26 protein-coding genes and 4 pseudogenes are annotated in these 25311 nt (G+C 69.9%); 22 read left to right on the top strand and 8 right to left on the bottom strand.

From position 1 onward, the window contains the following. The first annotated feature begins 542 nt into the window (after positions 1-542). Genes ACIPC1_RS12995 through ACIPC1_RS12985 form a run of 3 tightly spaced genes read left to right on the top strand, consistent with a single transcriptional unit; the run spans position 543 to position 2549 of the window. A complete protein-coding gene (locus tag ACIPC1_RS12995; protein WP_402516170.1) occupies positions 543-1223 on the top strand; it encodes a HemK2/MTQ2 family protein methyltransferase in 681 nt (226 codons plus the stop codon). Next, positions 1207-1518, top strand: coding sequence for a CDGSH iron-sulfur domain-containing protein (locus ACIPC1_RS12990; RefSeq protein WP_402516168.1), 312 nt, complete (start codon positions 1207-1209; stop codon positions 1516-1518). Before ACIPC1_RS12995 ends, ACIPC1_RS12990 begins: the two co-directional genes overlap by 17 nt. After that, positions 1518-2549 carry an iron-containing redox enzyme family protein gene (locus tag ACIPC1_RS12985; protein ID WP_402516166.1) on the top strand — a complete coding sequence of 344 codons (1032 nt, stop codon included), beginning with the start codon at positions 1518-1520 and terminating at the stop codon, positions 2547-2549. The genes ACIPC1_RS12990 and ACIPC1_RS12985 overlap by 1 nt, the downstream gene beginning before the upstream one ends. Before the next feature lie 535 nt (positions 2550-3084). Here the strand turns inward: ACIPC1_RS12985 and ACIPC1_RS12980 are convergent. Continuing rightward, positions 3085-3321 carry a hypothetical protein gene (locus tag ACIPC1_RS12980; protein WP_402516163.1) on the bottom strand — a complete coding sequence of 79 codons (237 nt, stop codon included), beginning with the start codon at positions 3319-3321 and terminating at the stop codon, positions 3085-3087. Between the two features lie 161 nt (positions 3322-3482). Here ACIPC1_RS12980 and ACIPC1_RS12975 point away from each other — a divergent pair, with 161 nt between their 5' ends. The 4 genes from ACIPC1_RS12975 to ACIPC1_RS12960 all read left to right on the top strand — a co-directional run bounded on the left by ACIPC1_RS12975 (position 3483) and on the right by ACIPC1_RS12960 (position 7729). Beyond that, complete coding sequence (locus ACIPC1_RS12975; protein WP_402516161.1) at positions 3483-3974, top strand: DUF5709 domain-containing protein; 492 nt, start codon at positions 3483-3485, stop codon at positions 3972-3974. Positions 3975-4041: 67 nt separating this feature from the next. Next, the gene (locus tag ACIPC1_RS12970; protein ID WP_384387953.1) at positions 4042-4602 is read left to right on the top strand and encodes a 2Fe-2S iron-sulfur cluster-binding protein; all 561 of its coding nucleotides are present in this window, start codon (positions 4042-4044) and stop codon (positions 4600-4602) included. Then, entirely contained in the window at positions 4599-5594 is a 996-nt protein-coding gene (locus tag ACIPC1_RS12965) for an FAD binding domain-containing protein (RefSeq protein ID WP_402516159.1), read from the top strand. The genes ACIPC1_RS12970 and ACIPC1_RS12965 overlap by 4 nt, the downstream gene beginning before the upstream one ends. Positions 5595-5629: 35 nt before the next feature. Then, entirely contained in the window at positions 5630-7729 is a 2100-nt protein-coding gene (locus ACIPC1_RS12960; RefSeq protein WP_402516158.1) for a xanthine dehydrogenase family protein molybdopterin-binding subunit, read from the top strand. A 6-nt stretch (positions 7730-7735) separates the two neighbouring features. Here ACIPC1_RS12960 and ACIPC1_RS12955 read toward each other — a convergent pair. After that, a pseudogene (locus ACIPC1_RS12955) lies at positions 7736-7873 on the bottom strand (hypothetical protein); the annotation flags it as partial. Between ACIPC1_RS12955 and ACIPC1_RS12950 the strand changes: the two are divergent. After that, positions 7827-8054 carry a hypothetical protein gene (locus ACIPC1_RS12950; protein WP_402516328.1) on the top strand — a complete coding sequence of 76 codons (228 nt, stop codon included), beginning with the start codon at positions 7827-7829 and terminating at the stop codon, positions 8052-8054. The pseudogene ACIPC1_RS12955 and the gene ACIPC1_RS12950 sit on opposite strands and share 47 nt — an antisense overlap. Here the strand turns inward: ACIPC1_RS12950 and ACIPC1_RS12945 are convergent. The 3 genes and pseudogenes from ACIPC1_RS12945 to ACIPC1_RS12935 form a co-directional block, all read right to left on the bottom strand. Next, positions 8001-8270, bottom strand: a pseudogene (locus ACIPC1_RS12945) (ATP-dependent DNA ligase); the annotation flags it as partial. The gene ACIPC1_RS12950 and the pseudogene ACIPC1_RS12945 overlap by 54 nt on opposite strands. A 20-nt stretch (positions 8271-8290) precedes the next feature. After that, on the bottom strand, positions 8291-8431 hold the full coding sequence (locus ACIPC1_RS12940) for a hypothetical protein (protein ID WP_402516156.1): 141 nt from the start codon (positions 8429-8431) through the stop codon (positions 8291-8293). Further along, positions 8428-8622: a hypothetical protein gene (locus ACIPC1_RS12935; protein WP_402516154.1), complete on the bottom strand. Its 195-nt coding sequence runs from the start codon at positions 8620-8622 to the stop codon at positions 8428-8430. Before ACIPC1_RS12935 ends, ACIPC1_RS12940 begins: the two co-directional genes overlap by 4 nt. A gap of 203 nt (positions 8623-8825) precedes the next feature. On the opposite strand from ACIPC1_RS12935, the pseudogene ACIPC1_RS12930 reads away from it, so the two are divergent. Next, positions 8826-9281: pseudogene (locus ACIPC1_RS12930) on the top strand (Tn3 family transposase); the annotation flags it as partial. A 70-nt stretch (positions 9282-9351) separates the two neighbouring features. Here the strand turns inward: ACIPC1_RS12930 and ACIPC1_RS12925 are convergent. Further along, positions 9352-9810, bottom strand: a complete 459-nt coding sequence (locus ACIPC1_RS12925) for an Lrp/AsnC family transcriptional regulator (RefSeq protein WP_384387936.1) — start codon at positions 9808-9810, stop codon at positions 9352-9354. A 78-nt stretch (positions 9811-9888) separates the two neighbouring features. Here ACIPC1_RS12925 and ACIPC1_RS12920 point away from each other — a divergent pair, with 78 nt between their 5' ends. The 3 genes and pseudogenes from ACIPC1_RS12920 to ACIPC1_RS12910 all read left to right on the top strand — a co-directional run. Then, positions 9889-11061 (top strand): Glu/Leu/Phe/Val dehydrogenase dimerization domain-containing protein, encoded by a 1173-nt coding sequence (locus tag ACIPC1_RS12920; RefSeq protein WP_402516153.1) that lies wholly within the window; start codon positions 9889-9891, stop codon positions 11059-11061. Positions 11062-11065: 4 nt separating this feature from the next. Then, positions 11066-11419: a VOC family protein gene (locus ACIPC1_RS12915; RefSeq protein ID WP_402516151.1), complete on the top strand. Its 354-nt coding sequence runs from the start codon at positions 11066-11068 to the stop codon at positions 11417-11419. Between the two features lie 302 nt (positions 11420-11721). After that, a pseudogene (locus ACIPC1_RS12910) lies at positions 11722-12077 on the top strand (LLM class flavin-dependent oxidoreductase); the annotation flags it as partial. 521 nt (positions 12078-12598) lie between these two features. On the opposite strand, the gene ACIPC1_RS12905 reads toward ACIPC1_RS12910, so the two are convergent. Both ACIPC1_RS12905 and ACIPC1_RS12900 read right to left on the bottom strand, forming a co-directional pair. Continuing rightward, positions 12599-13399: a M15 family metallopeptidase gene (locus ACIPC1_RS12905; RefSeq protein ID WP_402516148.1), complete on the bottom strand. Its 801-nt coding sequence runs from the start codon at positions 13397-13399 to the stop codon at positions 12599-12601. 171 nt (positions 13400-13570) lie between these two features. Then, a complete protein-coding gene (locus tag ACIPC1_RS12900) occupies positions 13571-15331 on the bottom strand; it encodes a PucR family transcriptional regulator (RefSeq protein ID WP_402516146.1) in 1761 nt (586 codons plus the stop codon). A gap of 253 nt (positions 15332-15584) precedes the next feature. On the opposite strand from ACIPC1_RS12900, the gene ACIPC1_RS12895 reads away from it, so the two are divergent. From ACIPC1_RS12895 to ACIPC1_RS12850, 10 genes are all read left to right on the top strand, one after another. Then, a complete protein-coding gene (locus tag ACIPC1_RS12895) occupies positions 15585-15794 on the top strand; it encodes a general stress protein (RefSeq protein WP_402516145.1) in 210 nt (69 codons plus the stop codon). A gap of 11 nt (positions 15795-15805) precedes the next feature. Beyond that, entirely contained in the window at positions 15806-16087 is a 282-nt protein-coding gene (locus tag ACIPC1_RS12890; protein ID WP_402516143.1) for a hypothetical protein, read from the top strand. Positions 16088-16156: 69 nt separating this feature from the next. Continuing rightward, on the top strand, positions 16157-18064 hold the full coding sequence (gene dnaK, locus ACIPC1_RS12885; protein WP_402516141.1) for a molecular chaperone DnaK: 1908 nt from the start codon (positions 16157-16159) through the stop codon (positions 18062-18064). A 10-nt stretch (positions 18065-18074) separates the two neighbouring features. Beyond that, positions 18075-18659: a nucleotide exchange factor GrpE gene (locus ACIPC1_RS12880; protein WP_402516140.1), complete on the top strand. Its 585-nt coding sequence runs from the start codon at positions 18075-18077 to the stop codon at positions 18657-18659. Between the two features lie 6 nt (positions 18660-18665). Then, positions 18666-19601 carry a DnaJ C-terminal domain-containing protein gene (locus ACIPC1_RS12875; RefSeq protein ID WP_402516137.1) on the top strand — a complete coding sequence of 312 codons (936 nt, stop codon included), beginning with the start codon at positions 18666-18668 and terminating at the stop codon, positions 19599-19601. Further along, complete coding sequence (locus ACIPC1_RS12870) at positions 19601-19969, top strand: chaperone modulator CbpM (RefSeq protein WP_402516136.1); 369 nt, start codon at positions 19601-19603, stop codon at positions 19967-19969. The genes ACIPC1_RS12875 and ACIPC1_RS12870 overlap by 1 nt, the downstream gene beginning before the upstream one ends. Beyond that, complete coding sequence (gene clpB, locus ACIPC1_RS12865; protein WP_402516135.1) at positions 19960-22599, top strand: ATP-dependent chaperone ClpB; 2640 nt, start codon at positions 19960-19962, stop codon at positions 22597-22599. The genes ACIPC1_RS12870 and clpB overlap by 10 nt, the downstream gene beginning before the upstream one ends. Next, on the top strand, positions 22596-23054 hold the full coding sequence (trxA, locus tag ACIPC1_RS12860) for a thioredoxin (protein ID WP_402516134.1): 459 nt from the start codon (positions 22596-22598) through the stop codon (positions 23052-23054). The genes clpB and trxA overlap by 4 nt, the downstream gene beginning before the upstream one ends. Before the next feature lie 6 nt (positions 23055-23060). Further along, the gene (locus ACIPC1_RS12855; RefSeq protein WP_402516132.1) at positions 23061-23321 is read left to right on the top strand and encodes a UBP-type zinc finger domain-containing protein; all 261 of its coding nucleotides are present in this window, start codon (positions 23061-23063) and stop codon (positions 23319-23321) included. Continuing rightward, a complete protein-coding gene (locus ACIPC1_RS12850) occupies positions 23321-25102 on the top strand; it encodes an FAD-dependent oxidoreductase (protein WP_402516130.1) in 1782 nt (593 codons plus the stop codon). The genes ACIPC1_RS12855 and ACIPC1_RS12850 overlap by 1 nt, the downstream gene beginning before the upstream one ends. Positions 25103-25311 lie beyond the last annotated feature (209 nt).

Genomic DNA, 25311 nt, shown 5'->3' with positions numbered 1-25311 from the left:
GCGAGGGCACGACCGGCGAATCACCGTGGTGCCCCGATCGCAGGGCCGGGGACGACGCCACCGTCTCCCCGGCTCCGCAGTACGGCCTCCCGCCCGACGCGCTGGTCTTCGCAGCGCCCGAACCGGGCCGAAGCCCACTCCAGAACCTCGCCGTGGAGGATCGCGGCACAGAAGGCGTCATAGGTGCGCGACCGGACAGAGGGCGTTGCAAACAGCGGCGTCGCTCCCCCTGTCCTCGCGCGCCCACCCCCGCTGTGGTCCGGACAAGGGGTGGATCACCGATTGGATCACCGGCTTCAGGGCACTCGGAGCACACCAGACACTGGTGCGGAAGGAGATCCGAGTTGCTCACGGGATGCCTGCGACGCCGAAGCCCTCTACGCGTAACGCATCACCACGGCCACTGCCTCGTCGCCCGCTCCTGATTGTCTCCGCCTGATCACCCGACGCCACGGACCGAATGGTGAGGGCTCCTGATGAGCGAAGGGTGGGACAGGAGTGAAGCGAGTCGTCACACGAGGTGCTCACACACGGAGGTGCGCATGACCGCCGAAACGCTCCCGCTCCCTGCCCCGGCCCGTCTGATCGCGCCGCCCGGCGTGTACCGGCCCCAGCACGACACCCGGCTCCTGGTGCGGGCACTGTACCGGGAGGGCCTGCCGCCCGGATCGGAGGTACTGGATCTGGGAACAGGGACCGGGGCCCTCGCCGTGGCGGCGGCGCGACGGGGAGCGCGGGTGACGGCCGTGGACATCTCCTGGCGCGCGGTGCTGACAACACGCGTGAACGCGACGCTCTCCCGGCAGCGCGTCGCCGTACGGCGCGGCGATCTGACGGCCGCCGTCCCGGGCCACTCCTTCGATGTGATCGTGAGCAATCCCCCGTACGTCCCCTCCCCGCTCGACCGTCTGCCCCGACGGGGCGCGGCGCGCTCCTGGGACGCGGGGCGCGACGGCCGCGCGCTTGTTAACCGGATCTGTGACGCAGCGCCCTCGGCGCTGCGGCGCTCCGGTGTCCTGCTCGTCGTGCACTCGGGCCTCTGCGACGCCGAAGCCACTCTCGAACGGCTCGCGAAGGCCGGGATGGCGGCGACGGTCACCGATCGCGCGCTGATCCCGTTCGGACCGGTCCTACGGTCCCGGCTGCCCTGGCTGCGCCGCGAAGGGCTACTGACCGACGAAGACCTGGAAGAAGTGGTGGTCATCCGTGCCGAACACGCCTGAGCGTCCGCGCCGCGTCAGGGTCGACCCCGACGGGCCGCTGCTCGTGGAGGGGCCGGTCGAGGTGGTCGCGGACGACGGCAGCGTCACCGTCTCACGACGGTTCACCGTGGCGGTCTGCACCTGCCGACGCAGCCGCACCTACCCCTGGTGCGACACCAGTCACCGCCGACGCGAGAAGCCGGGCGGTCGGGAGCCGGACAGCCAGGAGCCCGGCGGCGGGACGTGCCACTCTCCGGCCGTCGCCGCACAGACCGCCGCCGAGGAAACAGGGCCCGTGGCGAAAGGAACCGTGTGATGTCCGCCCACCAGGAGTCCCGGCTCAAGAGCCCGCCCCTGCCCTCGCCGCGCGGCGTGCTCTCCTCCGCTGTCGTCTCCGCACTGCGCAATGGAGACGCGCCGCCGCCGCAGGAGACAGCGAGTGCCGATCCCTACGGGGACGACGTACAGCTCGCCCTCTACGTCCTGTACGAACTCCACTACCAGGGCTTCGACGGCGTCCACGACAGCCGCGAGTGGGACCCGGACCTCCTGACCTTGCGCCGCACACTCGAACAACGCTTCCTCACCGCCCTGCGCGCCGACGTCCCGGGCCCGATGCCGGCACGGCAGGCCCTCGACGAACTGCTGGTCGAGCCCGTCGGCGACCCCGGCACGAGTGTCACGCACTACTTGCAGCGCGAGGGCGGACTGCGCCAGCTCAGGGAGTATGCGGCGCTGCGCTCGCTCTACCACCTCAAGGAGGCGGATCCGCACGCCTGGGTCATCCCCCGCCTGTACGGCCGTGCCAAAGCGGCGATGGTAGCGGTCGAGTTCGACGAGTTCGGCGCCGGGCGATCGGACGACATCCATGCCCGGCTCTTCGCCGACCTCATGGAAGACCTCGGTCTGGAGACCGCCTACGGCCATTACCTCGACGCAGCCCCCGCCGAGGCACTCGCGACCGTCAATCTGATGTCCCTGCTCGGGCTGCACCGGGCTCTGCGCGGCGCGCTCGTCGGGCACTTCGCCACCGTCGAGGTGACGTCCTCACCGGGCTCACGCCGACTGGCCAAGGCCATGCGCCGCCTGGGCGCGGGCCCCGCCGCCGAACGGTTCTACGACGAACACGTCGAGGCGGACGCCGTCCACGAGCAAGTCGTACGCCACGACGTGATCGGCGGACTCCTGGAGAGCGAGCCCCGCCTCGAGCCCGACATCGTCTTCGGCGTCCAGGCGACCAGTCTGCTGGAGGACCGGCTCAGCACGGAACTCCTTCGGGCCTGGCACGACGGCCACAGCGCGCTCCGCACCACCTCCGAGGCGCCTGGGCCAAGCATTCGGTGGTGAGTGCGATTTCGATGTCGATGGGCGGAAGGCAGCGGCAGACGCGCTCTGCCGACGCCCCCGACTCCGAGCAGGACGCCGAGCGCGGCCGGGCTTCATCGCCTACGCCGCCACCCAGCACGCGCTCCCCCGGCAGTCCTCGTGGCCCTGTCGCGGACGGAGCAGATGGCTTTACTGCCCGGCCGGGTCTGTGCGGGCGCGCTCGTCGCCGCCACGGCGTCCGAGAAGGACACTGGGCGAGGGCGATCGGGCTTTGTGCGGCGCTCCCCCGGCTCCCCGTTGTCACGTTGGACGGCGGCGATTTCAGCTGGGCGGGACATGCTCCGGCGGCACCATCGGCTTCAACAAGCGGGAAGGGGGCCACATCCGCCCGGTCTGGTTCCAGCGTCAGAGTCTCCACAGCCGAATGGGCTCATCCCAGGGCCGCGCCCGGCATCAGGAAGTCGACCCTTATCGGCAACCGGTTTCATGGCCGGACCCGGTCGGCTAAGGACAAGCAAGAGCCGCGCCCCGCCCGTCAATTTGCCGCGTGGACTCCTCAGACGCCTTCCAGCCGCGAACGCAACAGCCGGTTGCCGATTTCGGCCCCCTTGCGGCTGTCCGCCTGGGCCTTGCGGAACAGATCCACGACCTCGGCGTCCTTGTCGCGCTCCGCATCCGCGATGTACTTCTCCAGACGCAGCGCGTTGTTCAAGCACGCCTCCACGTACCAGACCAGGTTGTAATCCTTGTCCGGCGTACCCGTGAGGCCGCCGCTTTCGGTGGTGCTGGTCATACGAGCCTCCTTGGTGTCCAGGCCTCCCCCCTGGGAACAGCCGGGTACCCGCCTCGCCTCCCGCACACACTCCACGCTCCGGCAGGCCGAGAGGTGTGGACCGGGCCGACCTGGATACGCGGACTTAAGGCACCTAAATCCATCCGAAAGGTACACGCATCATGGGAAGTGGGAATTACAAGGAAGTCGCGGGTGACGAGGTCTACCAGCCCGAAGGCCCCGAGGACCGTGAGGACGAGGGCATCCTCGATCCGGAGGACACGCTCACCGACCGGGGCAGCGACCCCTACGAGGAAGGCTGGTCACCGCCCGAGCGTCCGCTCGGGGTGGAGCACCAGGGCACGACCCCGCGTGAGCAGCGCGAGGGCGAGAGCCTGGACGAGAGGCTGACTGAGGAGCTTGCGGATCCGGCGCTGGAAGAGCCGGGCGCGGACGACGCCACGGGGGACCTCGCAGGCGGGGCCGGCGAGCCACTGGACAGCGAGGTGGGGGCGGACCGGGCGGGCCGGCTGGTTTCCCCGGACGAGGGCGCACACGAGGACACCGAGAGCGGCCTGCTCGCCCGCGATGTGGGCATCGACGGTGGCGCGGCCTCCGCGGAAGAGGCGGCCGTCCATCGAATCCCGGACGAGGACGACGACGTATCCCCGTAGCGCTGCTGACTTGCCTCCCCGAACGCCCCGTCCACCGGCCTGTACCCACATCCACCGGAGGTCTTCCATGCATGACGACCCCGCGCGCGGCACTTCCGCCCGGCGCGACCGGTACCACTCGGAGGTCACTCTGCGGGTGAACGACAAACCGCACACGCTCACCGTCGACCATCGTTCGGTGCTTCTGGACGTGCTCCGCGAGGACCTCGACCTCATCGGTGCCAAGAAGGGCTGTGACCATGGCCAGTGCGGCGCCTGCACGGTCCTGGTCGACGGCCGCCGTGCCAACAGCTGTCTGCTGCCCGCCGTCGCCCTCGACGGCGGCGACATCACGACCGTCGAGGGACTCGGCGGGGACGGCGAGGGACTCCATCCACTCCAGCGCGCCTTCCTGGACCGCGACGCCTTTCAGTGCGGCTACTGCACCCCGGGGCAGATCTGCAGCGCCGTCGGCGCGATCGCCGAGGCCGAGGCAGGTCATCCCTCCCACGTCACCGATCCGGGCGCCCCCTCCGGGCCACCCGTAACACTGAGCCGGGACGAGATCCGCGAGCGGCTCAGCGGCAACCTCTGCCGTTGCGGCGCCTACCCGAACATCGTGGAAGCCGTCGAGGACGTGATCCCATGAAGCCCTTCGCATACGTACGCGCCGACAGCGTCGAGGGGGCGGCCGACGCGTACGCCTCGCATCCAGGCGCCCGGTATCTCGGCGGCGGCACCAATCTCGTGGATCTGATGAAACTCGGCGTGGAACAGCCGACCACCCTCGTCGACGTCAGTCGGCTGCCCCTCGACTCGGTGAAGGAAATGCCCGACGGCGCGCTGCGGATCGGGGCCACCGTCCGCAACAGCGACCTCGCGGCCCACCCCTTGGTCCGCGACCGCTATCCGGTGCTCTCACAGGCGCTCCTCGCGGGAGCCTCCGGGCAACTGCGCAACGTCGCCACCACCGGCGGCAACCTTCTTCAGCGCACCCGCTGCCCCTATTTCCAGGACACCGGCAAGCCCTGCAACAAGCGGGAGCCGGGCAGTGGCTGCGGCGCCCTGGACGGCGTCCACCGAGACCACGCGGTGCTCGGGTATTCGCCGCAGTGCATCGCCACGAACCCCTCCGACATGGCCGTCGCGCTGGCCGCCCTCGACGCGTACATCGAACTGCACGGAACGGACGGCGAACGCGCCGTCCCCGTCGCCGAGTTCCACCGCCTGCCCGGTGACCACCCGGAGCGGGACACCGAGATCCGCCCCGGCGAACTCATCACCGCGGTCGTGCTGCCTGCCGCCACCGCCGGGCTGCCGTCCCTCTACCGCAAAGCCCGGGACCGCGCCTCGTACGCCTTCGCCCTCGCCTCCGTCGCGGCGGTGCTGCGGACGGGTGACGGTGTCGTCCAGCACGTCGGGATCGCTTTCGGCGCACTCGCCCACCGGCCCTGGCGCGCCCGGCGTACGGAGGAGGCACTACTGGGCTGCGCGCCCACGACCGCCGCCTTCGAGCGCGCCGTGGACCTCGAACTCGCCGCCGCCCAGCCCTTGCACGACAACGCCTACAAGGTGCGTCTCGCCCGCAATCTCGCCCTGGATGCCCTGACCCGGCTGGCACCGCCGACCACCAGCACCTGACCGACCTTCCAGACCGGCACCACGAGGAGGACTCCATGACCTACACGCCCACCGCGCTGGGCGCGCCCGCCGAGCGCCGCGAGGGTCGGGAGAAGGTCACCGGCCGCGCCCGTTACGCCGCCGAGCACACCGTCCCCGGTCGGGTGCACGCCTGGACCGTCCCCGCCGCGATCGCCCGCGGTTCGGTCCGCGCGATCGACACCGACGACACGCTGCGATCCCCCGGGGTCCTCGCGGTGCTCACCCACGAGAACGCTCCCAAGCTCGCCGACGGCGACGATCCCACGCTCGCCGTCCTGCAGAACTCCCGTGTGCCGCACCGCGGTTGGCCGATCGCCCTGGTCGTCGCCGAGACGCTGGAAGCCGCCCGAGCCGGGGCCGCAGCGGTCCGGGTCGAATACGAAGCGCGGGACCATGACGTGACGCTCACGGACAGCCATCCCGGGGCGTACATCCCCGAGAAGGCCAACGGCGGATTCCCCGGGCTCCGGGAACGCGGCGACCCTGAGGGCGCGTTCGCGTCCGCCGCGGTCAGCGTCGACACCGCCTACCGGGTGCCACCACTGCACAACCACCCCATGGAGCCGCACGCGGCCACCGCCCGCTGGGACGACGACGGCCGGCTCGTCGTGCATGACTCCAGCCAGGGCAGCACAGTCGTACGCGCGACACTTGCCGCACTGTTCCGGCTCCCCGAGGACCGGGTCGTCGTCGGATCCGAACACGTCGGCGGCGGCTTCGGGTCCAAGGGGACGCCACGCCCGCACGTGGTGCTCGCCGCGATGGCGGCGCGCCAGACCGGACGCCCTGTCACGGTGGCCCTCCCCCGCCGCCTCATGCCCGCCCTCGTCGGCCATCGCGCACCCACCCTGCACCGGGTCCGCCTCGGCGCGGACGAACACGGCTCCCTCACCTCGCTCCTCCATGAGGTCACCACCCACACGTCCCGTATCAAGGAGTTCGTCGAGCAGGCCGCCGTACCGGCCCGCGTCATGTACGCCTCACTCAACAGCGGTACCAGCCACCGTGTCGTGCCGCTGGACGTTCCGAGCCCGTCCTGGATGCGCGCGCCCGGCGAGGCACCTGGCATGTACGCCCTGGAATCGGCCATGGACGAACTCGCGACCGCGCTCGGCATGGACCCGGTCGAACTGCGCATCGCGAACGAGCCGGACGCCGAGCCGGACAGTGGCAAGCCCTTCAGTAGTCGGCACCTGGTCGAGTGTCTGCGCGAGGGTGCCCGGCGCTTCGACTGGGCGCACCGCGACCCCCGTCCAGGTTTGCGTTCTGCCGGTCCTCTGCTCGTGGGGTCGGGCGTGGCCGCCGCCGTCTACCCGGTGCTGATTCAGCCCTCCACCGCCACGGCGCAGGCGCTGCCGGACGGGAGCTTCACGGTACGAGTCAACGCGACCGACATCGGCACCGGAGCCCGCACCGTCCTCGCGCAGATCGCCGCCGACGCGCTCGGCGTCCCGTTGGAACGGGTCCGTACCGAGATCGGGAACAGTGACCTTCCATCAGCGCCACTGGCCGGCGGTTCCTCCGGCACAGCCTCGTGGGGCTGGGCGGTTCACGAGGCATGCACCCGGCTGCGCGCGGGTCTGGCGGAACACACGGGACAGCTGCCCGAGCCGGGTCTCACCGCGAGCGCCGACACAGAAGGGAGCGCGGACGCCGACAGCGGCTACGCGCGGCACGCCTTCGGCGCCCACTTCGCCGAAGTCAGCGTCGACACGGTCACCGGGGAGGTCCGGGTCCGCCGTCTGCTGGGCGTGTACGCCGCGGGGCACATCCTCAACGCCCGCACCGCCCGCTCGCAGTTCATCGGCGGCATGACGATGGGCCTCGGCATGGCCCTCACCGAGAACAGCACCATGGATGCCGCGTTCGGTGACTTCACCGAGGCGGACCTGGCGGCTTACCACGTTCCAGTCCACGCCGACGTACCCGCCGTCGAGGCCCACTGGATCGACGAGGACGATCCCCATCTCAACCCGATGGGCAGCAAGGGCGTCGGTGAGATCGGGATCGTCGGTACAGCGGCGGCCATCGGCAACGCGGTCCATCACGCCACAGGTGTCCGGTACCGCGAACTGCCCTTGACGCCGGACCAGGTGCTGGCGGGCCTGTCATGAGTACGTTCATCCCGTCGTGAGCGTGGAGGGACGTTCACGGACGACGTCCCGTGCGGCCTTGTCGTCACGCAGCCCGAGAAAGCGCGGGTGGCGCAACATGCCGTCGCGGGCGCGGGTGCACTCGGTGAAGGCGACCTGCGCGACGAGAGTGGGCTCGGCCCAGTGGGGGCGCGCGTCGCGGACACGGTCGGCGAACGGCGAACGGCGTCACTGTGGTGCTCAGTTCATCGAGCCGGGCGCGCAGATCGAGGAGGCTCCGGCGGTCGAAGCCGGTGCCGACCTTGTCCGCGTAGCGGAGTCGCTCGCCCTCGTGGTGGCCCAGTAGCAGCGCACCCAACCCGACCCGGCTGCCGACCGGTTCGGTGAAACCGCCGATGACGAACTCCTGGTGAGCGAGAAGCGAGATCTTGAGCTTGAGCCAATCCGTTGAACGCCCTTGTTGATAGTGGCTGTTCGCCCATTTGGCGATGAGCCCTTCCCAGCCGCGGGTGCTGGCGTTCGCCAGCGACTCGGCGCCGCCTTCGTTCCGGTGGGACGTCATCCGCAATGGGGCGCGGTAGGTCAGGGCGCGGCGAAGCAGGAACTTGCGGTGCGCAGCGGCAGGGCCCTCGTGTCCGAGCCCTCCAATCGCAGCACATCGAAGGCGTAGTACGTCACGGCGACACCGGTCGCCTCGATGTCCCGGCGCCTGGTCGGCCTCATGCGCTGTTGGAGGCGTGCGAACTCCGTGCGCATTCCGTGCGGCCCCGCGAGAAGGCCACGACCTCGCCGTCGAGGGTGAAGTCCGTGCACCGCTGCGCGTCGAGCGCGTCGACGATCAGTGTTCGGCGGTCCTTGGTCCCCCGGAACGAGCGTCCGAGCAGCGCTTTCCCGGACGTCGCACTGAGGGCCACCACCACGTCCGGCCGGATCAGGCGCAGCTCGGCCCGGAGTCAGGGCCGGCAAGGGTCAACTCCCGCAGGTCCGGCGCCTTGTGGATTCGGCGATTGCCGCTTTCGGCGAGGGTGAACTGAAATGCCTCACCGCATTGGTGACATACGTGCTGTCCCGATCGGTCCCGGCCTCGGTCAGGGCCTTGTCCAGCAGTCGGCCGGCCCCCACCCCGCTGGGGCAGGCGTTCGCCGAGTACGGACGGATCGCCCGGACCGAACACCCGCTCCGCGTCCTCGACCCGATCGACGACACCCACCGCCGGCAGATGAACCGGCAGCTCACCGTGCAGGAATCCCGGCACAAGCTGGCCCGCGACGTGTGTCACGGCAGGCGCGGCACCATCCACCAGGCGTACCGGGACGGAATGGAGGACCAGCTCAGCTCCCTCGGCCTGGTCCTCAACGCCGTGGTCCTCTGGACCACCGGGTACATCGACGCCGCCGTCGCCCAGCTCCACGACAAGGGCATCGCTCGCCTTTCCCCGCTCAAGCACCGCAACGTCAACGTGCTCGGCCGCTACAGCTTCCCCGCCTCTACCCCGACCGGCGGCAACCTGCGACCTTTACGCGAGCCGGCCGCGGTCGAGCTCGACGATGACGACGAGGGCGCCGACGAGTGAGCCGGCTATCCACGGGCACGGATCATCAGCACCGGGGCCGGCGAACGGGCACAGGGCCTCGCCTGGTGGGTCAAGGTGTGAGGGGTGCGAGCACCTGATTGTGGGTGTGTTGGTAGATCACAGACGTACGGAACCCGACGACTTCGCGGCGCTCGGTGAACTTGTCCATGAGGAAGCCATGGAGGTAGTCCACGCTGGGCACGGAGACGTGCACGATCATGTCGTCGCCGCCGGTGACGACATACACCGTGCTGACCTCGGGCAAACCGGCCGCATAGGTCTTGAACGCCTCGATGACCGCCCGGCTGAGGGGGCGGATCTGAAAGTGGACGAGCGCTTGGACGTGGCGGTTCAGGGCGGCCGAATCGACAGCGGCATGGTAGCCGGTGATGACTCCGCGGGCGCGCAGTGCGCGGATGCGTTCGAGGCAGGTCGACGGGGCGATGCCGAGGGTGCGGGCTAGGTCGCGGTTGGACTGCCGCGCATCGCGCTGCAGATGCCGGACAATCGCCGAATCAAGTTCGTCCATGCGGCGATTATGACCCCGGGTACCGAACTCTATTCGGCCAATGGTCGTAACCTCTGTCGGAACGGCTAGCTTCACGCCATGACAGCCGCACTTAAGGAAGCTCTGGCCCACCACATCCCGGATCCTTCGCACGAGTTGGTGCAGATCGTGCGCGGCCGCCGCAGCGGCCTCGCGATCACCATCGCGATCCACTCGACCGCGCTCGGCCCGGCCGCCGGCGGGTGCCGGATCGCTCACTACCCCGACCCCGCTGCCGCCATCGCGGACGCGCTGCGGCTGGCGGCGGCGATGACCGAGAAGAATGCGCTGGCCGGTCTGGACCACGGCGGCGCGAAGGCGGTCGTCGCCCTCCCCACCACAACTCGGATAACCGGCGCGGGGCGTACCGCGTTGCTCCACGACCTCGGCGACGCGATCGAATCACTCGGCGGCCGCTACATCGCAGGCCCGGACGTGGGAAGCAGCCCGGCCGACATGTCCGTGATCGGCGAACGCACCACGCATGTTTGCTGCCGGCCCGTCGAGGACGGAGGCAGCGGCGACTCCTCTTTCCACACCGCGCGCGGCACCCTCGCGGCACTGGGCGCGGTGGCCGACGAGGCCTTCGGCTCACCGGAGCTCGCCGGCCGGACTTTCGGGGTGATCGGCCTCGGTGCGGTCGGAGCCCACGTGGCCCAACTCCTGAACCGGGCTGGCGCGCGGCTCGTCGTGACGGACATCAACCCGGCCGCCCGCGCCCTGGCCGCGGAGCTGGGCGCGACCTGGATGGATCCGGACAACGCACTCGCGATGGAGGTCGACATCCTCGTGCCGGCCGCGCTCGGCGGCCTACTGACCGCCCGCACGGTGCCGCTGCTTCAGTGCGCCGCCGTCGCCGGCCCGGCCAACAATCAACTCGACGAACCGGCCACCGCCCGCCTCCTCGCCGCACGCGGAATCCTCTGGGCGCCGGACGTCGTCGTCGGCGCGGGAGGAGTCATCCACGCCACCGGTGTCGACCTGCGCAGGGAATCCGAGGAACAGCTAACCGAGCGTCTCTCCGCCATCGCCGCCACGCTCCGGCAGGTCTTCCACGCGGCCCGGACCCACCGGACCACACCCGCGGACGCGGCCGCGGAACTCTCTGAGCAACGGGTTCGCCAGGGAGCCTCGCACCTGGCTCACGGTGCAGTGCTACCCCTCGTCTCATGGGCTGCCGGGCCGAGGAAGCCCGAGCCGCCGACATTCCACCCGACAACACAGGAGAGCTGACGACGTGACGAACCGCTGGGTCGGAGTGACCATCGACTGCGTCGACGTGGAACGGATCGCAGGCTTCTGGTCCGCGCTGCTGGACCGACCGAAAATGCCGTCCCGGCCCGGCTGGGTCTACCTCGGCCATCCGGGGGACGCTCAGCCCCGCCTCAACTTCCAGCCCGTGACCGAGCCGAAGCAGGTCAAGGTACGCCTGCACCTCGACATCGCAGTCGACGACATCGACCAGGGCATCGCCCAGGTCATCGCCCTCGGCGGCCGGTTCACCGGCGAACGGCACGACTACGACGAAGGCGTGGTCGTCGTGATGGCCGATCCCGAAGAGCACGAATTCTGCCTGGTCCAGTACTACTGACCCGCCCCACGCTCCATCACGCGTTGAGGTCTCCACGCTTTCGGCAGGGACACGGACCAGGATTGGAGCGTCGAGCAGCTCAGTCAGCGCGACTGCGCCGATGCGCACCGGGTGACCCTCGCACTCATCGGCCGCGAACCAGTAGTCGCGCCACTCCCCTGACTCGGCGGGGGTCGCCAGGAACGGTTTATGGGTAGGGGGGCGGTTGCTTTGCGTTTGCAAATGGAATTGCAGGAAGACCCGTCGTACAGATCCTGGAAGCGGATCCGGTCCTCCCCTGTGAGGCGATGCCCCGCAGGTAGGTGATGCGCCGGCTGTTCACCGGTGCGCAGACCACCCACCACGGACCGCACTACACCGTCCAGAACGCACGGCTTCACACGCTGCCCGACACTCCGCCCCCGCTGTACGTGTCGGGGTTCGGCCCTCAGGCCGCCGCGCCGGCCAGCCGGATCGGCGACGGTTTCGTGACCATCAGCCCGGACGCGGACCTCGTGGCCCAGTTCCGCCGTGCGGCAGGCGGGCAGAAACCCGTGATCGGCGGCCTGAAGGTCTGCTGGGGCGCCGACCGGGCACAAGCCGTGAAGACCGCGCACCGCCTGTGGCCCAACGATCAGCTGCCCGGCGAGCTCCCCAGGTGCTGCCGACCCCTGCACATCCATGCAGTGGGCGGCCACGATCCAGTCGCGCAGGATCCGCGCGTACGTCGCCCACGACGCCGGCGCGGGGCACCGTCCGAATGCCGAAGCCGCAGCCACTCATTGGCCACCGCGGCCCATGCCCGTCCTCGAAGAGCAGGTCGTCGTCGATGAGTACCGCCATCCCCTCGGGGATCACAGGCCTCGCCGGCGGTCCCGACTGCGTCGACCTCGCGCCTGCGGGGGCCTGTCAGGGACCGAGGCCGGGTCCTGCTCACTGCCCTCCGGCTCCATTCCCGCACTTCCCCCAGTCATGAGCCAACCGCCGAGTCCGTCGAACGTTGCGTCTGCGCACTGAACCGCCCCGGGTCTGATGGAGCCTTCGGAGTGCCCCGAGTTGGATGGAGCCGAGTCACCTGGATTCACGCTATCGATGGTGTGCGCAATTCGTACTCCACGGGGCTGAGCATGCCCAGCACATGCAGAGATCCCGCCCGATCAACAGATCGGACGGGATGGACCGGCCCTGGATGCGAGGGGGTCAGCTCAATGAGGCGCGGGCGATGGGGAAGTTGAAGTATGTGTCGGGGTACGGCTCGTTGTTGAGCGTGAAGTGCCACCACTCCTCCGGGAGATTACGGAAGCCCGCGGCCTCCATGGCGTCCTTCAGCCTGAGCCGGTTCTCCAGCTGAACTCCGGTGATGCGCGGGTCGAGCGTGTGGGCGAGGGTGTCGAAACAGTCGAATCCGGTACCCATGTCCACGGAGTTGTCCGGGAAGCGGGTGCCGTGTGGCTCATAGCAGGGGACGAGTGGTTCCCCGGGCACGTAAGGCCGCGTTCGCTTGGCGGGGAGCTTCACGATGGTCAGGTCCATGGTGCTGCCACGGCTGTGTCCCGACTTCTCCGCGATGTAACCGTCGGTGAACAGCCTCGACTTGTCCACCCGCGGGTAGAACTCGCCCTTCATGGTGTCGTCGGCGAGATCCTCGGCCCAGCGCACGAAGTGGTTCACGGCCCGCTGCGGCCGGTAGCAGTCGTACACCTTGAGCGAGTAACCGGTGCTGAGCATCTGCACCTGGACCTCGTGCAGCGCGTCAGCGGCCGCCCTGGTGAGGATGCACAAGGGTTCCTGGTAGCCGTCGATCGGCTCACCGACGAAATTGTGCGGAGTGAAGTACCTCATTTCCTGAATGATGGATCTGTCGACGGCTCTGAGAGCGACGAACGTGTGCGGGGCCTTGGGCTCGCTCGCGACCGCTACAGCCGGAGAAACAAGGCCCCATGAGAGGAACGCAACGAAGGCGAGGAGCAGGACACGCAGGTCGGTTCTTTGTTTCCGCATGAGCGAATAACTACCCACCAGCAGGGTGGTCACCGCCGATACCTCGCATCGACGGGCCAGCTGGAGCAACTGGTCGACATCGACTCTGGTTTGATGCGTCCGGCGAGGTCACGGGCGACCTGTTCGAGAGCCGGGCCGACCCGCTGCGCCGGCCCTCCGGGTGGGCAGCGGTCAACGCTGCCCACCCAGGATGATCTTCCAGAGGCGCGTTGCCACCTGCAGACTGAGCCGGGTGTCCACATCCGCCATGTTGCGGTCGCTGATCTCGCGGATGCGCTGCAGCCGGTAGCGCAGGGTGCTGCGGTGGATCGTCAGCGCGGCGGCCGCATCATCATAGTTGCCTCCGCAGTCGAAGTAGCGCGTGAGCGTCTCCACCAACTCCGTGTCGTGCCCTGCGTCGTAGTCGATCAGCTGGCCGAGCCATTCCCGCACGAAGCCTTCGAGCTCCCGGAGATCGTTGCCGGGCCCCAGGATCCGGTACAGCCCGAGGTTGTCGAAGAACGTCGTCCCGTTGCGCTGGCGGGAGTTCTGCCGCACCTCCAGGGCCCGCAGCGCCTCCCGATAGCAGCGGGGAACGCCGCCCGGGGAGTCGCAGCGAGTGCTCACTCCGATCGCTCCGTCGGGCGTTCCCAGCTCATGCGACAGCGCCGCGTGCACGGAATCGTCGTTGGGCCTCGCTTCGGTCAGCAGGACCACCCGGTCGCCGCGGCGGGTGATCAGCGGACGGGTCGCCGTGGTGGACGTCGCTTGCTCGACGGCACGGGTGAAGGAGTCGTCTGCGGCGTTGCCCGGCCAGTGCACCACGACCACATAATGGCTACGTCGCAGATCATGGCCTACGGCTTCGGCCCGGGCGTATGCACTCGTCTCATCAGCACCCTCCAACAGGTCGTCGATCAACTGGCGGCGCAGCCGCAGTTCGACCTCGGTGAGTTCGCGCATATGAATGAGCTCCTGGACGAGCGACCGTTGGGCATGGTCCAAGGCGAACATGGTGTGCTCGTTGGCCGTCGCCTCGGGGTCCTCGAGGGCGAGTACGCCGAGGAGGTCGCCGCGCGGCCGGGCCAGGGCGATCAGCCGGTCCTTGACCTTGACCGGGCCCGCCTCGCGCGCGACCTGCCGCAGCATCTCCTCCTGGTGGATCGAGGACCGCACCGGGTAGGGGTCGGGCCGGTCGGGACCGGCCCACGACCTCAGGTTGCCGAACCGGTCCTCGATGGACGCCGACAGCCCGGTGAGCTCGTACAGCGCTTGGGTGATGGCGTCCTCGCCGCCGCCCCGGGCAGCGACACGGGCGAGTGTCTCGTGCACGGTGTTCTGCAGGTGCAGCTCGGAGCGCATTGTGTCCAACTGCCGCAGTGCGGTGTCCCGTTCGGTCCGGAGCCGGCTCAGTTCGCCGGCGTCCTCATGGTGCGCGGGGCGCGTGGCCGCCAGCGACAGGGCCGCCGATGTGAGCCCCACGAGGGTCGAGAGGAGGAAGTGCCCCTGCTCATCGGGCCCGGCGTGGGAGGAGACCACGATGTAGCCGAGCAGACCGTCGGCCCCGCGCAGGCCGAACGCCCAGTCCCAGGACCGCCCTGGAAGGCGTACGCAGCCGTCAGCCTCGCCCAACTCCTTCATCCGTGCGTCGTCGACCGTTGGCGCTTCGGTGTCGCGGCCGGTGATGCGGGACAAACCCTCGCCCGTCGCGAGGTATCCGGCCTCGGCGTGGTAGGGCCCAAGGGCACTGACGTGCCGCATGGCCAACCGCAAGATCTCACTCTGCTCCGCACAGGCGAACAGGAGGTGGGACAGCACCAGCAGCCCGTGTGGGTCCGGCGCCGCGTGCGGACGGGCGTCGTGCCGTTCGGTGCCGGCGGTGTCGCTCGTGCGGCGGGTAACCTCCTGGTCGGAGACGTGAGGGGACAGCCTCTGTGACGGATGGCAGGCCATGGATCACTCCGTTCTCCCCCGGCCATCGGCGGCGATCGAGCGAGTCGTGGGATCCACGCCTGGGCGAACCCTGAGCACCCAGCCTAGGCAAGGCAATCCGATTTGTCTGAATGTGAGCTTTGCTCTCGTGGGCCGACCGACTGTGCCGATTTCCGACCTGCCGGGTGCAGGCGGAGCGCGCCGCTCCGCTGCCACTCTGGGCTTGTCAGGGATCGCCGGGCGCACCGGGGACCGTGACAGGAAGGACTGGCTGATGAACGAGCAGGCCCGCGGGACCCTCGCCTCGCACACGACCTGCCAGGAGGCGGAACGCGCCGGCGTTCGCCTTTCCGATCAGGGTTTGCCCGTAGAGAGGGTGGCCGTCATCGGGCAGGACGTGAGCCTGGTCGAACAAGTGACCGGCCGCATGGGACATGGCGGAGCCGCGCTGCACGGCGCGGGGCGCCCTGCCCGGCGACACTGACCGGGTGGATCTTGGGGCTGCTGAAATGGCTGGACTCGGTCGTATCGGGACTGCCGCTCGCCCTGTACGGGCTGGTTTTCGGAGCACTCGTCGGTGCTCCGCTCGGCCTGCTGATGGACGCGGCCCAGTGTGACCGCCGGGACTTCACCACAGTGAGCTTCATGCAGCCCGGCCGGTACGACGTCGTCGTCGACAAGGCGGTGCGACTGCTGGCCGAGGTGCCCAGCGGGACCGGCACCAGCAGCGGAGCTTGGAAGAGCAACCGCCCGCGGAGCGGTCCCGCCGTCACCTGACCGAGTGCGGACGACAGGGCGCGACTCCGAGTGGCAAAGGGGGACCGCCCGTCGCGGAAGGAGTTCCTCATGGCCAAGGCAGTAGGCATCGACCTGGGCACCACGAACTCGGTGATCGCCGTCTGGGAGGGCGGCGAGTCGACAGTCATACCCAACAGCGAGGGCAACCGCACGACACCGTCCGTGGTGGCCTTCACCGACACCGGCGAGCGCCTGGTGGGGCAGCTGGCCCGCCGCCAGGCGATCCTCAACCCCAAGGGCACCATCTCCTCGGCCAAGCGGTTCATCGGCCGGCACTTCGACGAGGTCTCCGAAGAGGCCAAGGCCGTCTCGTACGACCTGGTCGAGGGAGACGGCGGCGCCGCCCGCTTCAAGGTGGGCGACAAGCTCTACGCGCCCGAGGAGATCAGCGCGCAGGTGCTGCGCAAGCTCGCCGACGACGCCTCCAAGCAGCTGGGAGAGCGGGTCACGGAGGCGGTCATCACGGTGCCCGCCTACTTCAACGACGCCCAGCGCACCGCTACCAAGGACGCCGGACGGATCGCCGGCCTGGAAGTGCTGCGGATCATCAACGAGCCGACCGCGGCCGCCCTCGCCTACGGCATGGACAAGAAGCAGCACGAGACGGTGCTCGTCTTCGACCTGGGCGGCGGGACCTTCGACGTCAGCATCCTCGACGTCGGCGACGGCGTGGTGGAGGTACGGTCCACGGCGGGCGACAGCCATCTGGGCGGCGACGACTTCGACCGCCGACTGGTCGACCAGCTCGCCGACGGCTTCCAGAAGGAGAACGGTATCGACCTGCGCAAGGACCCGCAGGCGCTGCAACGACTGTTCGAGGCCGCCGAGAAGGCCAAGACCGAGCTCAGCTCGGTGACCCAGACGCAGGTCAGCCTGCCGTTCATCACGGCCGACGCCTCCGGGCCCAAGCATCTGACCACGACGATCATGCGGTCCACGTTCGAGCAGATCACCGGCGACCTGGTGGAGCGCTGCCTGGGCCCGGTGCGGCAGGCCATGGACGACGCCAAGGTCAGTGACAACGACGTCGACGAGGTCATCCTCGTCGGCGGGTCCACCCGCATCCCCGCCGTCCAGGCCCTGGTGCGCAGGCTGACCGGCGGCAAGGAACCCAACATGAGCGTCAACCCCGACGAGGTCGTGGCGAAGGGTGCCGCGATCCAGGCCGGGGTCCTCAAGGGCGAGGTCAAGGACGTCCTGCTGCTCGACGTCACCCCGTTGTCGCTGGGCGTGGAGACACGCGGCGGCGTGATGACGAAGATCATCGAGCGGAACACCACCATCCCGGTGCGCCGCACCGAGACCTTCTCCACCGCCGAGGACAATCAGCCCGCCGTCGATGTCGTCGTCCTGCAGGGCGAGCGTGAGAGGGCTTCCGACAACCGGGTCCTGGGTCGCTTCCAGCTCACCGACATCCGCCCCGCGCCGCGCGGCGAGCCGCAGGTCGAGGTCACCTTCGACGTCGACGCCAACGGCATCCTCAACGTCACCGCGCGGGACAAGGACACCGGCAAGGAGCAGGGCATCACCATCAGCGAGAGCTCCAACCTCGACCACAGCGAGGTCGAGCGGATGGTCAAGGAGGCCGAACACAACCGCGGCCAGGACCAGGCCCTGCGCGAGGCGGTCGACGCCCGCAACGAACTGGACGCCATCGCCTACCAGGTCGAAAAGCGCCTCGGCGAGCTCGGCGACGCCGCGCCCGCACATGAGAAGGCCCGCGCCGAGATGCTGGTGGCCGAGGCTCGCGAGGCGGTCAAGAGCGAGGCCGGGGTGGACAAGGTCCGGCCGCTGACATCCGAACTCCAGCAGGTCTTCGCGGGGCTCGCGGCCCACCAGGCGGGATCCGCCGCAGGCGGTCCGGCGGGCACCGGCTCACCGGACGGATCCGGGGCCGAGCCAGGCGGCGCCGGGGGCGACGACGATGTGATCGACGCCGAGTTCGACAAGGGCTGAGGTGCCCGCCATGGCCATCCCACCCCGGGGCCGAGAGCCCGACCCGCCGCCAGAAGGCGCCGTACAGGCGCCGCGCGGAAGCCTTACGCAGCCTGGACCGCCGACCGAGGAGGCAGAGCCGGGGCCCGACGCCGCAACCGGCAGCGCCGCACCCGACGACGCATACGCGGCCGCGCTACGAGAGGCCGAGGACAGCTGGCGCCGCGCCCTGGCCGACCTCGACAACGTGCGCAAGCGCCACGCCAGGGAGCTGGAGCGGGAGGCCACGGCCGAACGCGCCCGTACGGCTGCGGCCTTCCTGCCCATCATCGACAACCTGGAACTTGCCCTGAGCCACGCGGCCGCCGATCCCGGTGCGATCGTCGAAGGTGTCCGGGCTGTGCGTGACCAGGCCGTGAACATCCTGGAGCGGCTGGGCTACCCGCGCCACGCCGAGAGAGGCGTGTTGTTCGACCCGGCCCGGCACGAGGTGGTCGGCGTGGTTCAGGATCCCGACACCGAACCGAACACCGTGGTCCAGGTGCTGCGACCCGGTTACGGGGAGGCCGAGCGGCAGCTGCGGCCTGCCAGCGTGACCGTCGCCAAGCGGGAGTGACCTTCCATGCCACGCGACTTCTACGAGGTGCTCGGCGTTCCGCGCACCGCCGACCGGGACGAGATCCAGCGGGCCTATCGCACCCTGGCCCGCAGGTACCACCCCGACGTCAACAAGGACCCCCAGGCGGAGGAGCGGTTCAAGGAGATCAATGAGGCCTTCAGCGTCCTGTCCGATCCGGAGCAGCGAGCCCGGTACGACCGCTTCGGCGAGGACTTCCGGAAGATCCCGGAGGACTGGGACGAGCGGGTCGCCGCCGGCGCCGGCGCCGGCAGTGGCTCCCGGTGGACCACCGGTGGCGGTCCCCGGGTGCGGTACTCCACGGCAGGCTTCGGGGGCGAGGGGGTCGACGTCGAGGATCTCTTCGGCTCGCTGTTCGGCGGCGCCGGGCGGATGCGTGTGCCCGGCGCCGACCAGGAGGCCGAACTGCCGCTCACGGTCGAGGAGGCCTATCGGGGCGGCCGCCGTACGGTCACCCTCGCCGGGCCGGCCGGGCAGCGGCGCTACGAGGTCGACGTGCCGCCCGGCACCACCGACGGGCAGCGCATCCGGCTGGCCGGAGAGGGCGGGCGCGGCAGCGGCGGCGACGCTCCCGCCGGGGACCTGTACCTGAGGGTGCGGATCCAGCCGCACCCGGAGTTCCGCCTCGACGGCCGGGACGTCCACGTGAGGCTTCCGGTCACCCCGTGGGAGGCGGCGCTGGGCGCGACCGTGCCGGTGCTCACTCCGAGCGGCGCCACGGCGAAGGTGACCGTGCCCGCCGGATCCTCCAGCGGACGGCGCCTGCGGCTGCGCGGCGAGGGCATGCCGGACCCGCGCGGCGCGAACGGAGACCTGTACGCGGAGCTGCGGATCATGGTGCCGCCCCGGCTGAGCGACCGGGAGCGCGAACTGCTGGAGGAACTTGCCGCTGTCTCCTCGTTCGACCCCAGGAGGACCTGATGACCGACCGACCGGCCGAGGCCCGCGCGTCCCACGCACGCACGACCGACGTGGGCGTGCAGTACGCGATCGTGCCCGTGACCAGGCTCTCCCTGGCGACCGTGGCACACCGCTCAGGCCTCCATCCCGACCTGATCCGTCGGTTCGTCGCCCTCGGACTGGTGGACGCCGGCCGCGACGCCTCCGGACGGCTGGTGTTCGCCCCCACTGCCCCGGCCGCCCTGGCCCGCGTCCAGCGGCTGCGCACCGGGCTGTGCCTGAACTACACATCCATCGGTCTGGTGCTCGACCTGCTCGACCGCATCAGCTTGCTCGAAGCCGCGCTGCGGCGTGCCGGAACGAGGAGTGATCTACCACCATGGACATGAACCGCCTGACCCAGAAGTCCCAGGAAGTCCTGCAGGAGGCCCAGACCGCCGCCGGCCGCCTGGGCCACACCGAGGTCGACGGCGAGCATCTGCTGCTCGCCCTCCTCGACCAGGAGGAGGGCCTGATCCCGCGGCTGATCCAGCAGTCGGGCAACGAGCCCAAGGAGTTGCGCGCGGCCGTGCGCGAGGAGCTCTCCCGCCGGCCCAAGGTGACCGGCCCGGGCGCGTCGCCCGGCCAGGTCTTCGTCACCCAGCGCCTGGCCCGGCTGCTGGACGCGGCCGAGCGGGAGGCCAAACGCCTCAAGGACGAGTACGTGTCCGTGGAACACCTGTTGCTGGCCCTGGCCGAGGAGGGCTCGGCGACCGCCGCCGGGCGCCTGCTGAAGGAGTACGGCGTGACCCAGGAATCCTTCCTCGGCGCGCTCACCCAGGTCCGCGGCAACCAGCGCGTGACCTCCGCCAACCCCGAGGTGGCCTACGAGGCCCTGGAGAAGTACGGCCGTGACCTGGTCGCCGAGGCCAGGGCCGGGCGGCTCGACCCCGTCATCGGCCGGGACGCCGAGATCCGCCGCGTCACCCAGATCCTCAGCCGCAAGAGCAAGAACAACCCCGTCCTGATCGGCGACCCCGGCGTCGGCAAGACCGCCATCGCGGAGGGTCTGGCCCAGCGCATCGTGCGCGGTGACGTGCCCGAGGGCCTGCGCGACAGGACGGTGTTCGCCCTCGACATGGGCTCGCTCGTGGCGGGCGCCAAGTACCGCGGCGAGTTCGAGGAACGCCTCAAGGCCGTACTCAGCGAGGTCAAGGCCGCCGAGGGACGGATCCTGCTCTTCGTCGACGAGTTGCACACCGTCGTCGGCGCGGGCGCCGCCGAGGGCGCCATGGACGCGGGCAACATGCTCAAACCCATGCTGGCACGCGGCGAACTGCACATGATCGGCGCGACCACCCTGGACGAGTACCGCAAGCACATCGAGAAGGACGCCGCCCTCGAACGCCGCTTCCAGCAGGTACTGGTCGCCGAACCCAGCGTGGAGGACACCGTCTCCATCCTGCGCGGACTGCGTGAACGCCTGGAGGTCTTCCACGGCGTGAAGATCCAGGACACCGCACTGGTCTCCGCGGCCACCCTCAGCCACCGCTACATCACCGACCGTTTCCTGCCCGACAAGGCCATCGACCTCGTCGACGAGGCATGCGCCCGGTTGCGTACCGAGATCGACTCGATGCCCGCCGAACTCGACGAGATCACCCGGCGCGTCACCCGCCTGGAGATCGAGGAAGCCGCCCTGTCCAAGGAGACCGACCCCGCCAGCAAGTCCCGCCTGGAGGAGCTGCGCAAAGAACTGGCCGACCTGCGCGGCGAGGCCGACGCCAAACACGCCCAGTGGGAGGCCGAACGGCAGGCGATCCGCCGCGTGCAGGAACTGCGCCAGGAACTGGAGCAGGTCCGCCACGAGGCGGAGGAGGCCGAACGCGCCTACGACCTCAACCGCGCCGCCGAACTCCGCTACGGCCGCCTCCAGGACCTGGAGCGCCGATTCGCCGCAGAGGAGGAGCAACTCGCCGCCAAACAAGGGCAGAACCGGCTGCTGCGCGAGGTTGTCACCGAGGAGGAGATCGCCGAGATCGTCGCCGCCTGGACCGGCATCCCCGTCGCCCGCCTCCAGGAGGGCGAACGCGAGAAACTGCTGCGCCTCGACGAGATCCTGCGCGAGCGCGTCATCGGCCAGGACGAGGCCGTCAAGCTCGTCGCCGACGCCATCATCCGCGCCCGCTCCGGCATCCGCGACCCGCGCCGCCCCATCGGCTCGTTCATCTTCCTCGGCCCCACCGGCGTCGGGAAGACCGAGCTGGCCAAGACCCTCGCCCGGACCCTGTTCGACTCCGAGGAGAACATGGTCCGCCTCGACATGAGTGAGTACCAGGAGCGGCACACCGTCAGCCGGCTCATGGGCGCACCGCCCGGATACGTCGGCTACGAGGAAGGCGGCCAGCTCACCGAGGCCGTACGCCGCAAGCCGTACTCGGTCGTACTGTTCGACGAGATCGAGAAGGCGCACACCGATGTCTTCAACACCCTGCTGCAGATCCTCGATGACGGCCGCATCACCGATGCTCAGGGCCGCACGGTCGACTTCCGCAACACCGTGATCATCATGACGTCCAACATCGGCTCCGAGCACCTCCTCGACGGCGCCACCGCCGAGGGTGAGATCAAGCCCGAAGCCCGCGCCCTGGTGATGGGCGAGCTGCGCGGGCACTTCCGCCCGGAGTTCCTCAACCGCGTCGACGACATCGTGCTGTTCAAGCCGCTCGGTGAGCGGCAGATCGAGCGGATCGTGGAGCTGCAGTTCGACGAGCTGCGGCAGCGGCTCGCCGAACGCCGCATCACCGTCGAACTCACCGACGCGGCCCGGGAGGTGATCGCCCACCAGGGCTACGACCCGGTGTACGGGGCCCGGCCACTCCGGCGTTACATCTCCCACGAGGTCGAGACACTCGTCGGGCGAGCCCTGCTGCGCGGCGACGTCCAGGACGGCGCGAAGGTCCGCGTCGACGCCGAGCACGGAGAGCTGGTGGTCACCTACGACCAACCCGAGGACGTGAAGGAAGCGAAGGCGGCATGAATACCGTGCCGGCCACCAACGTCACCTGCCCGCACTGCGGGCGCACCAACCGGGTACCCGTGGCCGCCGAGGGCCGCCCCAGATGCGGCAACTGCAAACAGCCTCTGCCGTGGATGGCCGACGCGGGAGACGACGACTTCGCCGAGGTCGTCGAGCAGTCCACCGTGCCCGTCGTCGTCGACCTGTGGGCCACCTGGTGCGGCCCCTGCCGCATGGTGAGCCCCGCGCTGGAGAAGGTCGCCGCCGATCTCGCGGGAAAGATCAAGCTGGTCAAGGTCGACATCGACAAGAACCCGCAGCTGGCGCGGCGGTTCGAGGTCCAGGCGGTACCGACGCTGCTGGTCCTCGACAAAGGACGGACCATCGCCCGGCAGGCGGGTGCCGCACCGGCCCCTGCCCTGCGGCGGTGGGTGGAGCAGTCGATCGCCGGCCGCGAACCGGCCGGGAAAGGATGATCGGCCATGACCGTACGAACCGACCCCCACCTCGCCCTCGTACGCCCCGTCACCCCACGCGCCCCGGGGTGCGAGGAATGCCTGGCCATGGGTTCTCCCTGGGTCCACCTCAGGCTCTGCCTGACCTGCGGCCACGTCGGCTGCTGCGATTCCTCGCCGAACCGGCACGCCCGCCGTCACGCCGCCGCCGACGGCCATCCGATCGTGGCGTCGATGGAGCCCGGCGAGGACTGGCGGTGGTGCTTCGTCCACGAGGCGTTCGTGTGATGCCCGGCGACGAGACACGGCCGGGCGCAGCGCCGGTGCCGGACGAGGCGGAGGAGAGCGTCCCCTTCGAGACCCCCGACATCTACGGCGCCTATCCCCGCCTGCCGGACGACCAGATGGCCCGCCTGGCGCAGCATGGCCGGACGCGCCCGGTTGACGTCGGTGACGTGCTGATCCGGGAGGGGGAGCGGTGCGAGACGTTCTACGTCGTCCTCAGTGGCTCGGTCGCCATCGTCGAGGGCTACGGCACGCCCGACGAACGCCTGCTGCGTGTGCACGGACCTGGCCGCTTCATCGGCGAACTCGGCCTCCTGAACGGGCAGATGGCCTTCTACACCGCCGTGATCAGGGATCCAGGCGAGATCCTCGCCCTGTCCATGGATCAACTGCGTGACCTGGTGACCCGGGACTCCCTCCTTGGTGATGTGGTGCTGCGCGCCTGCCTGGGCCGCCGTGCCCTGCTCGTCGGGCAGGGCGCCGGTTTCCGCATCATCGGTTCGCGCTATTCGCCCGACACCCGGCGGCTGCGCGAGTTCGCCGCTCGCAACCGGCTACCGCACCGCTGGATCGATCTGGAGACGGACGAGGAGGCCGAGGCGCTGCTGCGCCGCTTCGCGGTTGGTCCGGAGCAGACGCCGCTGGTGATCTGGCGGGACACGACCCTGCTGCGCAATCCGAGCAACGCCGAACTGGGCCGGTTCATCGGCCTGCCGCCCCTGCCGTCGGGCAACGGCCGCAGCGATCTCCTGATCGTCGGCTCCGGTCCGGCCGGTCTCGCCGCCGCGGTGAACGCCGCCTCGGAAGGCCTTGGCACCACCGTGGTCGAGGCGATGGCTACCGGCGGCCAGGCCGGAACGTCCTCCCGCATCGACAACTGCTTCGGCTTTCCCTCCGGCATCTCCGGCGCCGAACTCACCGAGCGCGGGGTGCTCCAGGCGGACAGGTTCGGCGCCCGGATCAGCGTCCCGGCGGAGGCGGCCCGGCTCGAACCGCGGGACGACCACTACGCTGTGACGTTCGCCGACGGTAGCGAGATCACCGCCCGTACCGTCGTCCTGGCCACCGGCGCCCGCTACCGCCGCCTCCGTATACCTGGCATCGAGCCGTTGGAGGGCGCGAGCGTTCACTACTCGGCGACCGTCTACGAGGCCCAGCAGTGCCGTACCGACCCGGTGGCGGTGGTCGGCGCCGGCAACTCCGCGGGCCAGGCCGTGCTTTTCCTTGCCGGGTACGCACCGCGGGTGTATCTGCTCGTCCGTGGGCCGAGCCTCGAGGCGCACATGTCCCGCTACCTGATCGATCAGATCGAGCGCCATCCGCGGGTGCACGTGCTGCTGCGCACCGAGATGACGGAGGCACTCGGCGACAAGGCGCTGGAGGCGGTCACCGTGGTCGACCACCGCACGGGCGAGCACCGCCATCTCGCGGTGCGGGCCCTGTTCGTCTTCACCGGCGCCGACCCCCACACCGAGTGGCTGTCCGGCGCACTCGCCCTCGACGCACGCGGCTTCGTGCTCACCGGCGCGGAGGCGCAGGCCTGCTCCGTTCCCGAACTGTGGCACAGCCAGGGCCGCGACTGCCTGACGTTGGAGACCAGTCTGCCTGGCGTCTTCGCCGCCGGCGACGTCCGCAGCGGCTCGGTCAAACGCGTGGCCTCCGCGGTCGGCGAAGGCGCGATGAGCATCCACTTCGTGCACCGCTGTCTGGGCCACACGGCCGCGCCCGGCGGCACCGACAGCTCCCCGCACACCCGTCGGAAGGAGTCCACTTGGCTCGCATGACACCAGCGGGCGACGAGATCACGACAACGATAGGAAAACGCCGTTGCGGCGAACTCGCGGACGCCATCCCGCCTTCCACGCCGCCGACTTCACCCCACGTGATGTCCGACGTCTCCTGGCCGCCGACCTGGTGAGGCGGGGGTGCTCGCCCCCACGGCACCCCTTGTCAGGATGAACACGCTTGCTTGCATATCGAGATCTACCGCACC

This window comes from Streptomyces sp. NPDC087263, from assembly GCF_044744645.1.
Taxonomy (GTDB): Bacteria; Actinomycetota; Actinomycetes; order Streptomycetales; family Streptomycetaceae; genus Streptomyces.
Note: the sequence above shows the minus strand (reverse complement) of the source record. Positions and strands in the feature narration are given on the sequence as shown.

Coding starts and splice junctions, on each gene's coding strand:
- ACIPC1_RS12875 (WP_402516137.1), top strand. CDS start 18,666: ATGCCACGCGACTTCTACGAGGTGCTCGGCGTTCCGCGCACCGCCGAC.
- ACIPC1_RS12950 (WP_402516328.1), top strand. CDS start 7,827: ATGCCGTCGCGGGCGCGGGTGCACTCGGTGAAGGCGACCTGCGCGACG.
- ACIPC1_RS12985 (WP_402516166.1), top strand. CDS start 1,518: ATGTCCGCCCACCAGGAGTCCCGGCTCAAGAGCCCGCCCCTGCCCTCG.
- clpB (WP_402516135.1), top strand. CDS start 19,960: ATGGACATGAACCGCCTGACCCAGAAGTCCCAGGAAGTCCTGCAGGAG.
- ACIPC1_RS12995 (WP_402516170.1), top strand. CDS start 543: ATGACCGCCGAAACGCTCCCGCTCCCTGCCCCGGCCCGTCTGATCGCG.
- ACIPC1_RS12880 (WP_402516140.1), top strand. CDS start 18,075: ATGGCCATCCCACCCCGGGGCCGAGAGCCCGACCCGCCGCCAGAAGGC.
- ACIPC1_RS12975 (WP_402516161.1), top strand. CDS start 3,483: ATGGGAAGTGGGAATTACAAGGAAGTCGCGGGTGACGAGGTCTACCAG.
- ACIPC1_RS12905 (WP_402516148.1), bottom strand. CDS start 13,399: ATGCGGAAACAAAGAACCGACCTGCGTGTCCTGCTCCTCGCCTTCGTT.
- trxA (WP_402516134.1), top strand. CDS start 22,596: ATGAATACCGTGCCGGCCACCAACGTCACCTGCCCGCACTGCGGGCGC.
- ACIPC1_RS12980 (WP_402516163.1), bottom strand. CDS start 3,321: ATGACCAGCACCACCGAAAGCGGCGGCCTCACGGGTACGCCGGACAAG.
- ACIPC1_RS12895 (WP_402516145.1), top strand. CDS start 15,585: ATGAACGAGCAGGCCCGCGGGACCCTCGCCTCGCACACGACCTGCCAG.
- ACIPC1_RS12970 (WP_384387953.1), top strand. CDS start 4,042: ATGCATGACGACCCCGCGCGCGGCACTTCCGCCCGGCGCGACCGGTAC.
- ACIPC1_RS12900 (WP_402516146.1), bottom strand. CDS start 15,331: ATGGCCTGCCATCCGTCACAGAGGCTGTCCCCTCACGTCTCCGACCAG.
- ACIPC1_RS12965 (WP_402516159.1), top strand. CDS start 4,599: ATGAAGCCCTTCGCATACGTACGCGCCGACAGCGTCGAGGGGGCGGCC.
- ACIPC1_RS12960 (WP_402516158.1), top strand. CDS start 5,630: ATGACCTACACGCCCACCGCGCTGGGCGCGCCCGCCGAGCGCCGCGAG.
- ACIPC1_RS12920 (WP_402516153.1), top strand. CDS start 9,889: ATGACAGCCGCACTTAAGGAAGCTCTGGCCCACCACATCCCGGATCCT.
- ACIPC1_RS12855 (WP_402516132.1), top strand. CDS start 23,061: ATGACCGTACGAACCGACCCCCACCTCGCCCTCGTACGCCCCGTCACC.
- ACIPC1_RS12940 (WP_402516156.1), bottom strand. CDS start 8,431: ATGAGGCCGACCAGGCGCCGGGACATCGAGGCGACCGGTGTCGCCGTG.
- ACIPC1_RS12850 (WP_402516130.1), top strand. CDS start 23,321: ATGCCCGGCGACGAGACACGGCCGGGCGCAGCGCCGGTGCCGGACGAG.
- ACIPC1_RS12925 (WP_384387936.1), bottom strand. CDS start 9,810: ATGGACGAACTTGATTCGGCGATTGTCCGGCATCTGCAGCGCGATGCG.
- dnaK (WP_402516141.1), top strand. CDS start 16,157: ATGGCCAAGGCAGTAGGCATCGACCTGGGCACCACGAACTCGGTGATC.
- ACIPC1_RS12870 (WP_402516136.1), top strand. CDS start 19,601: ATGACCGACCGACCGGCCGAGGCCCGCGCGTCCCACGCACGCACGACC.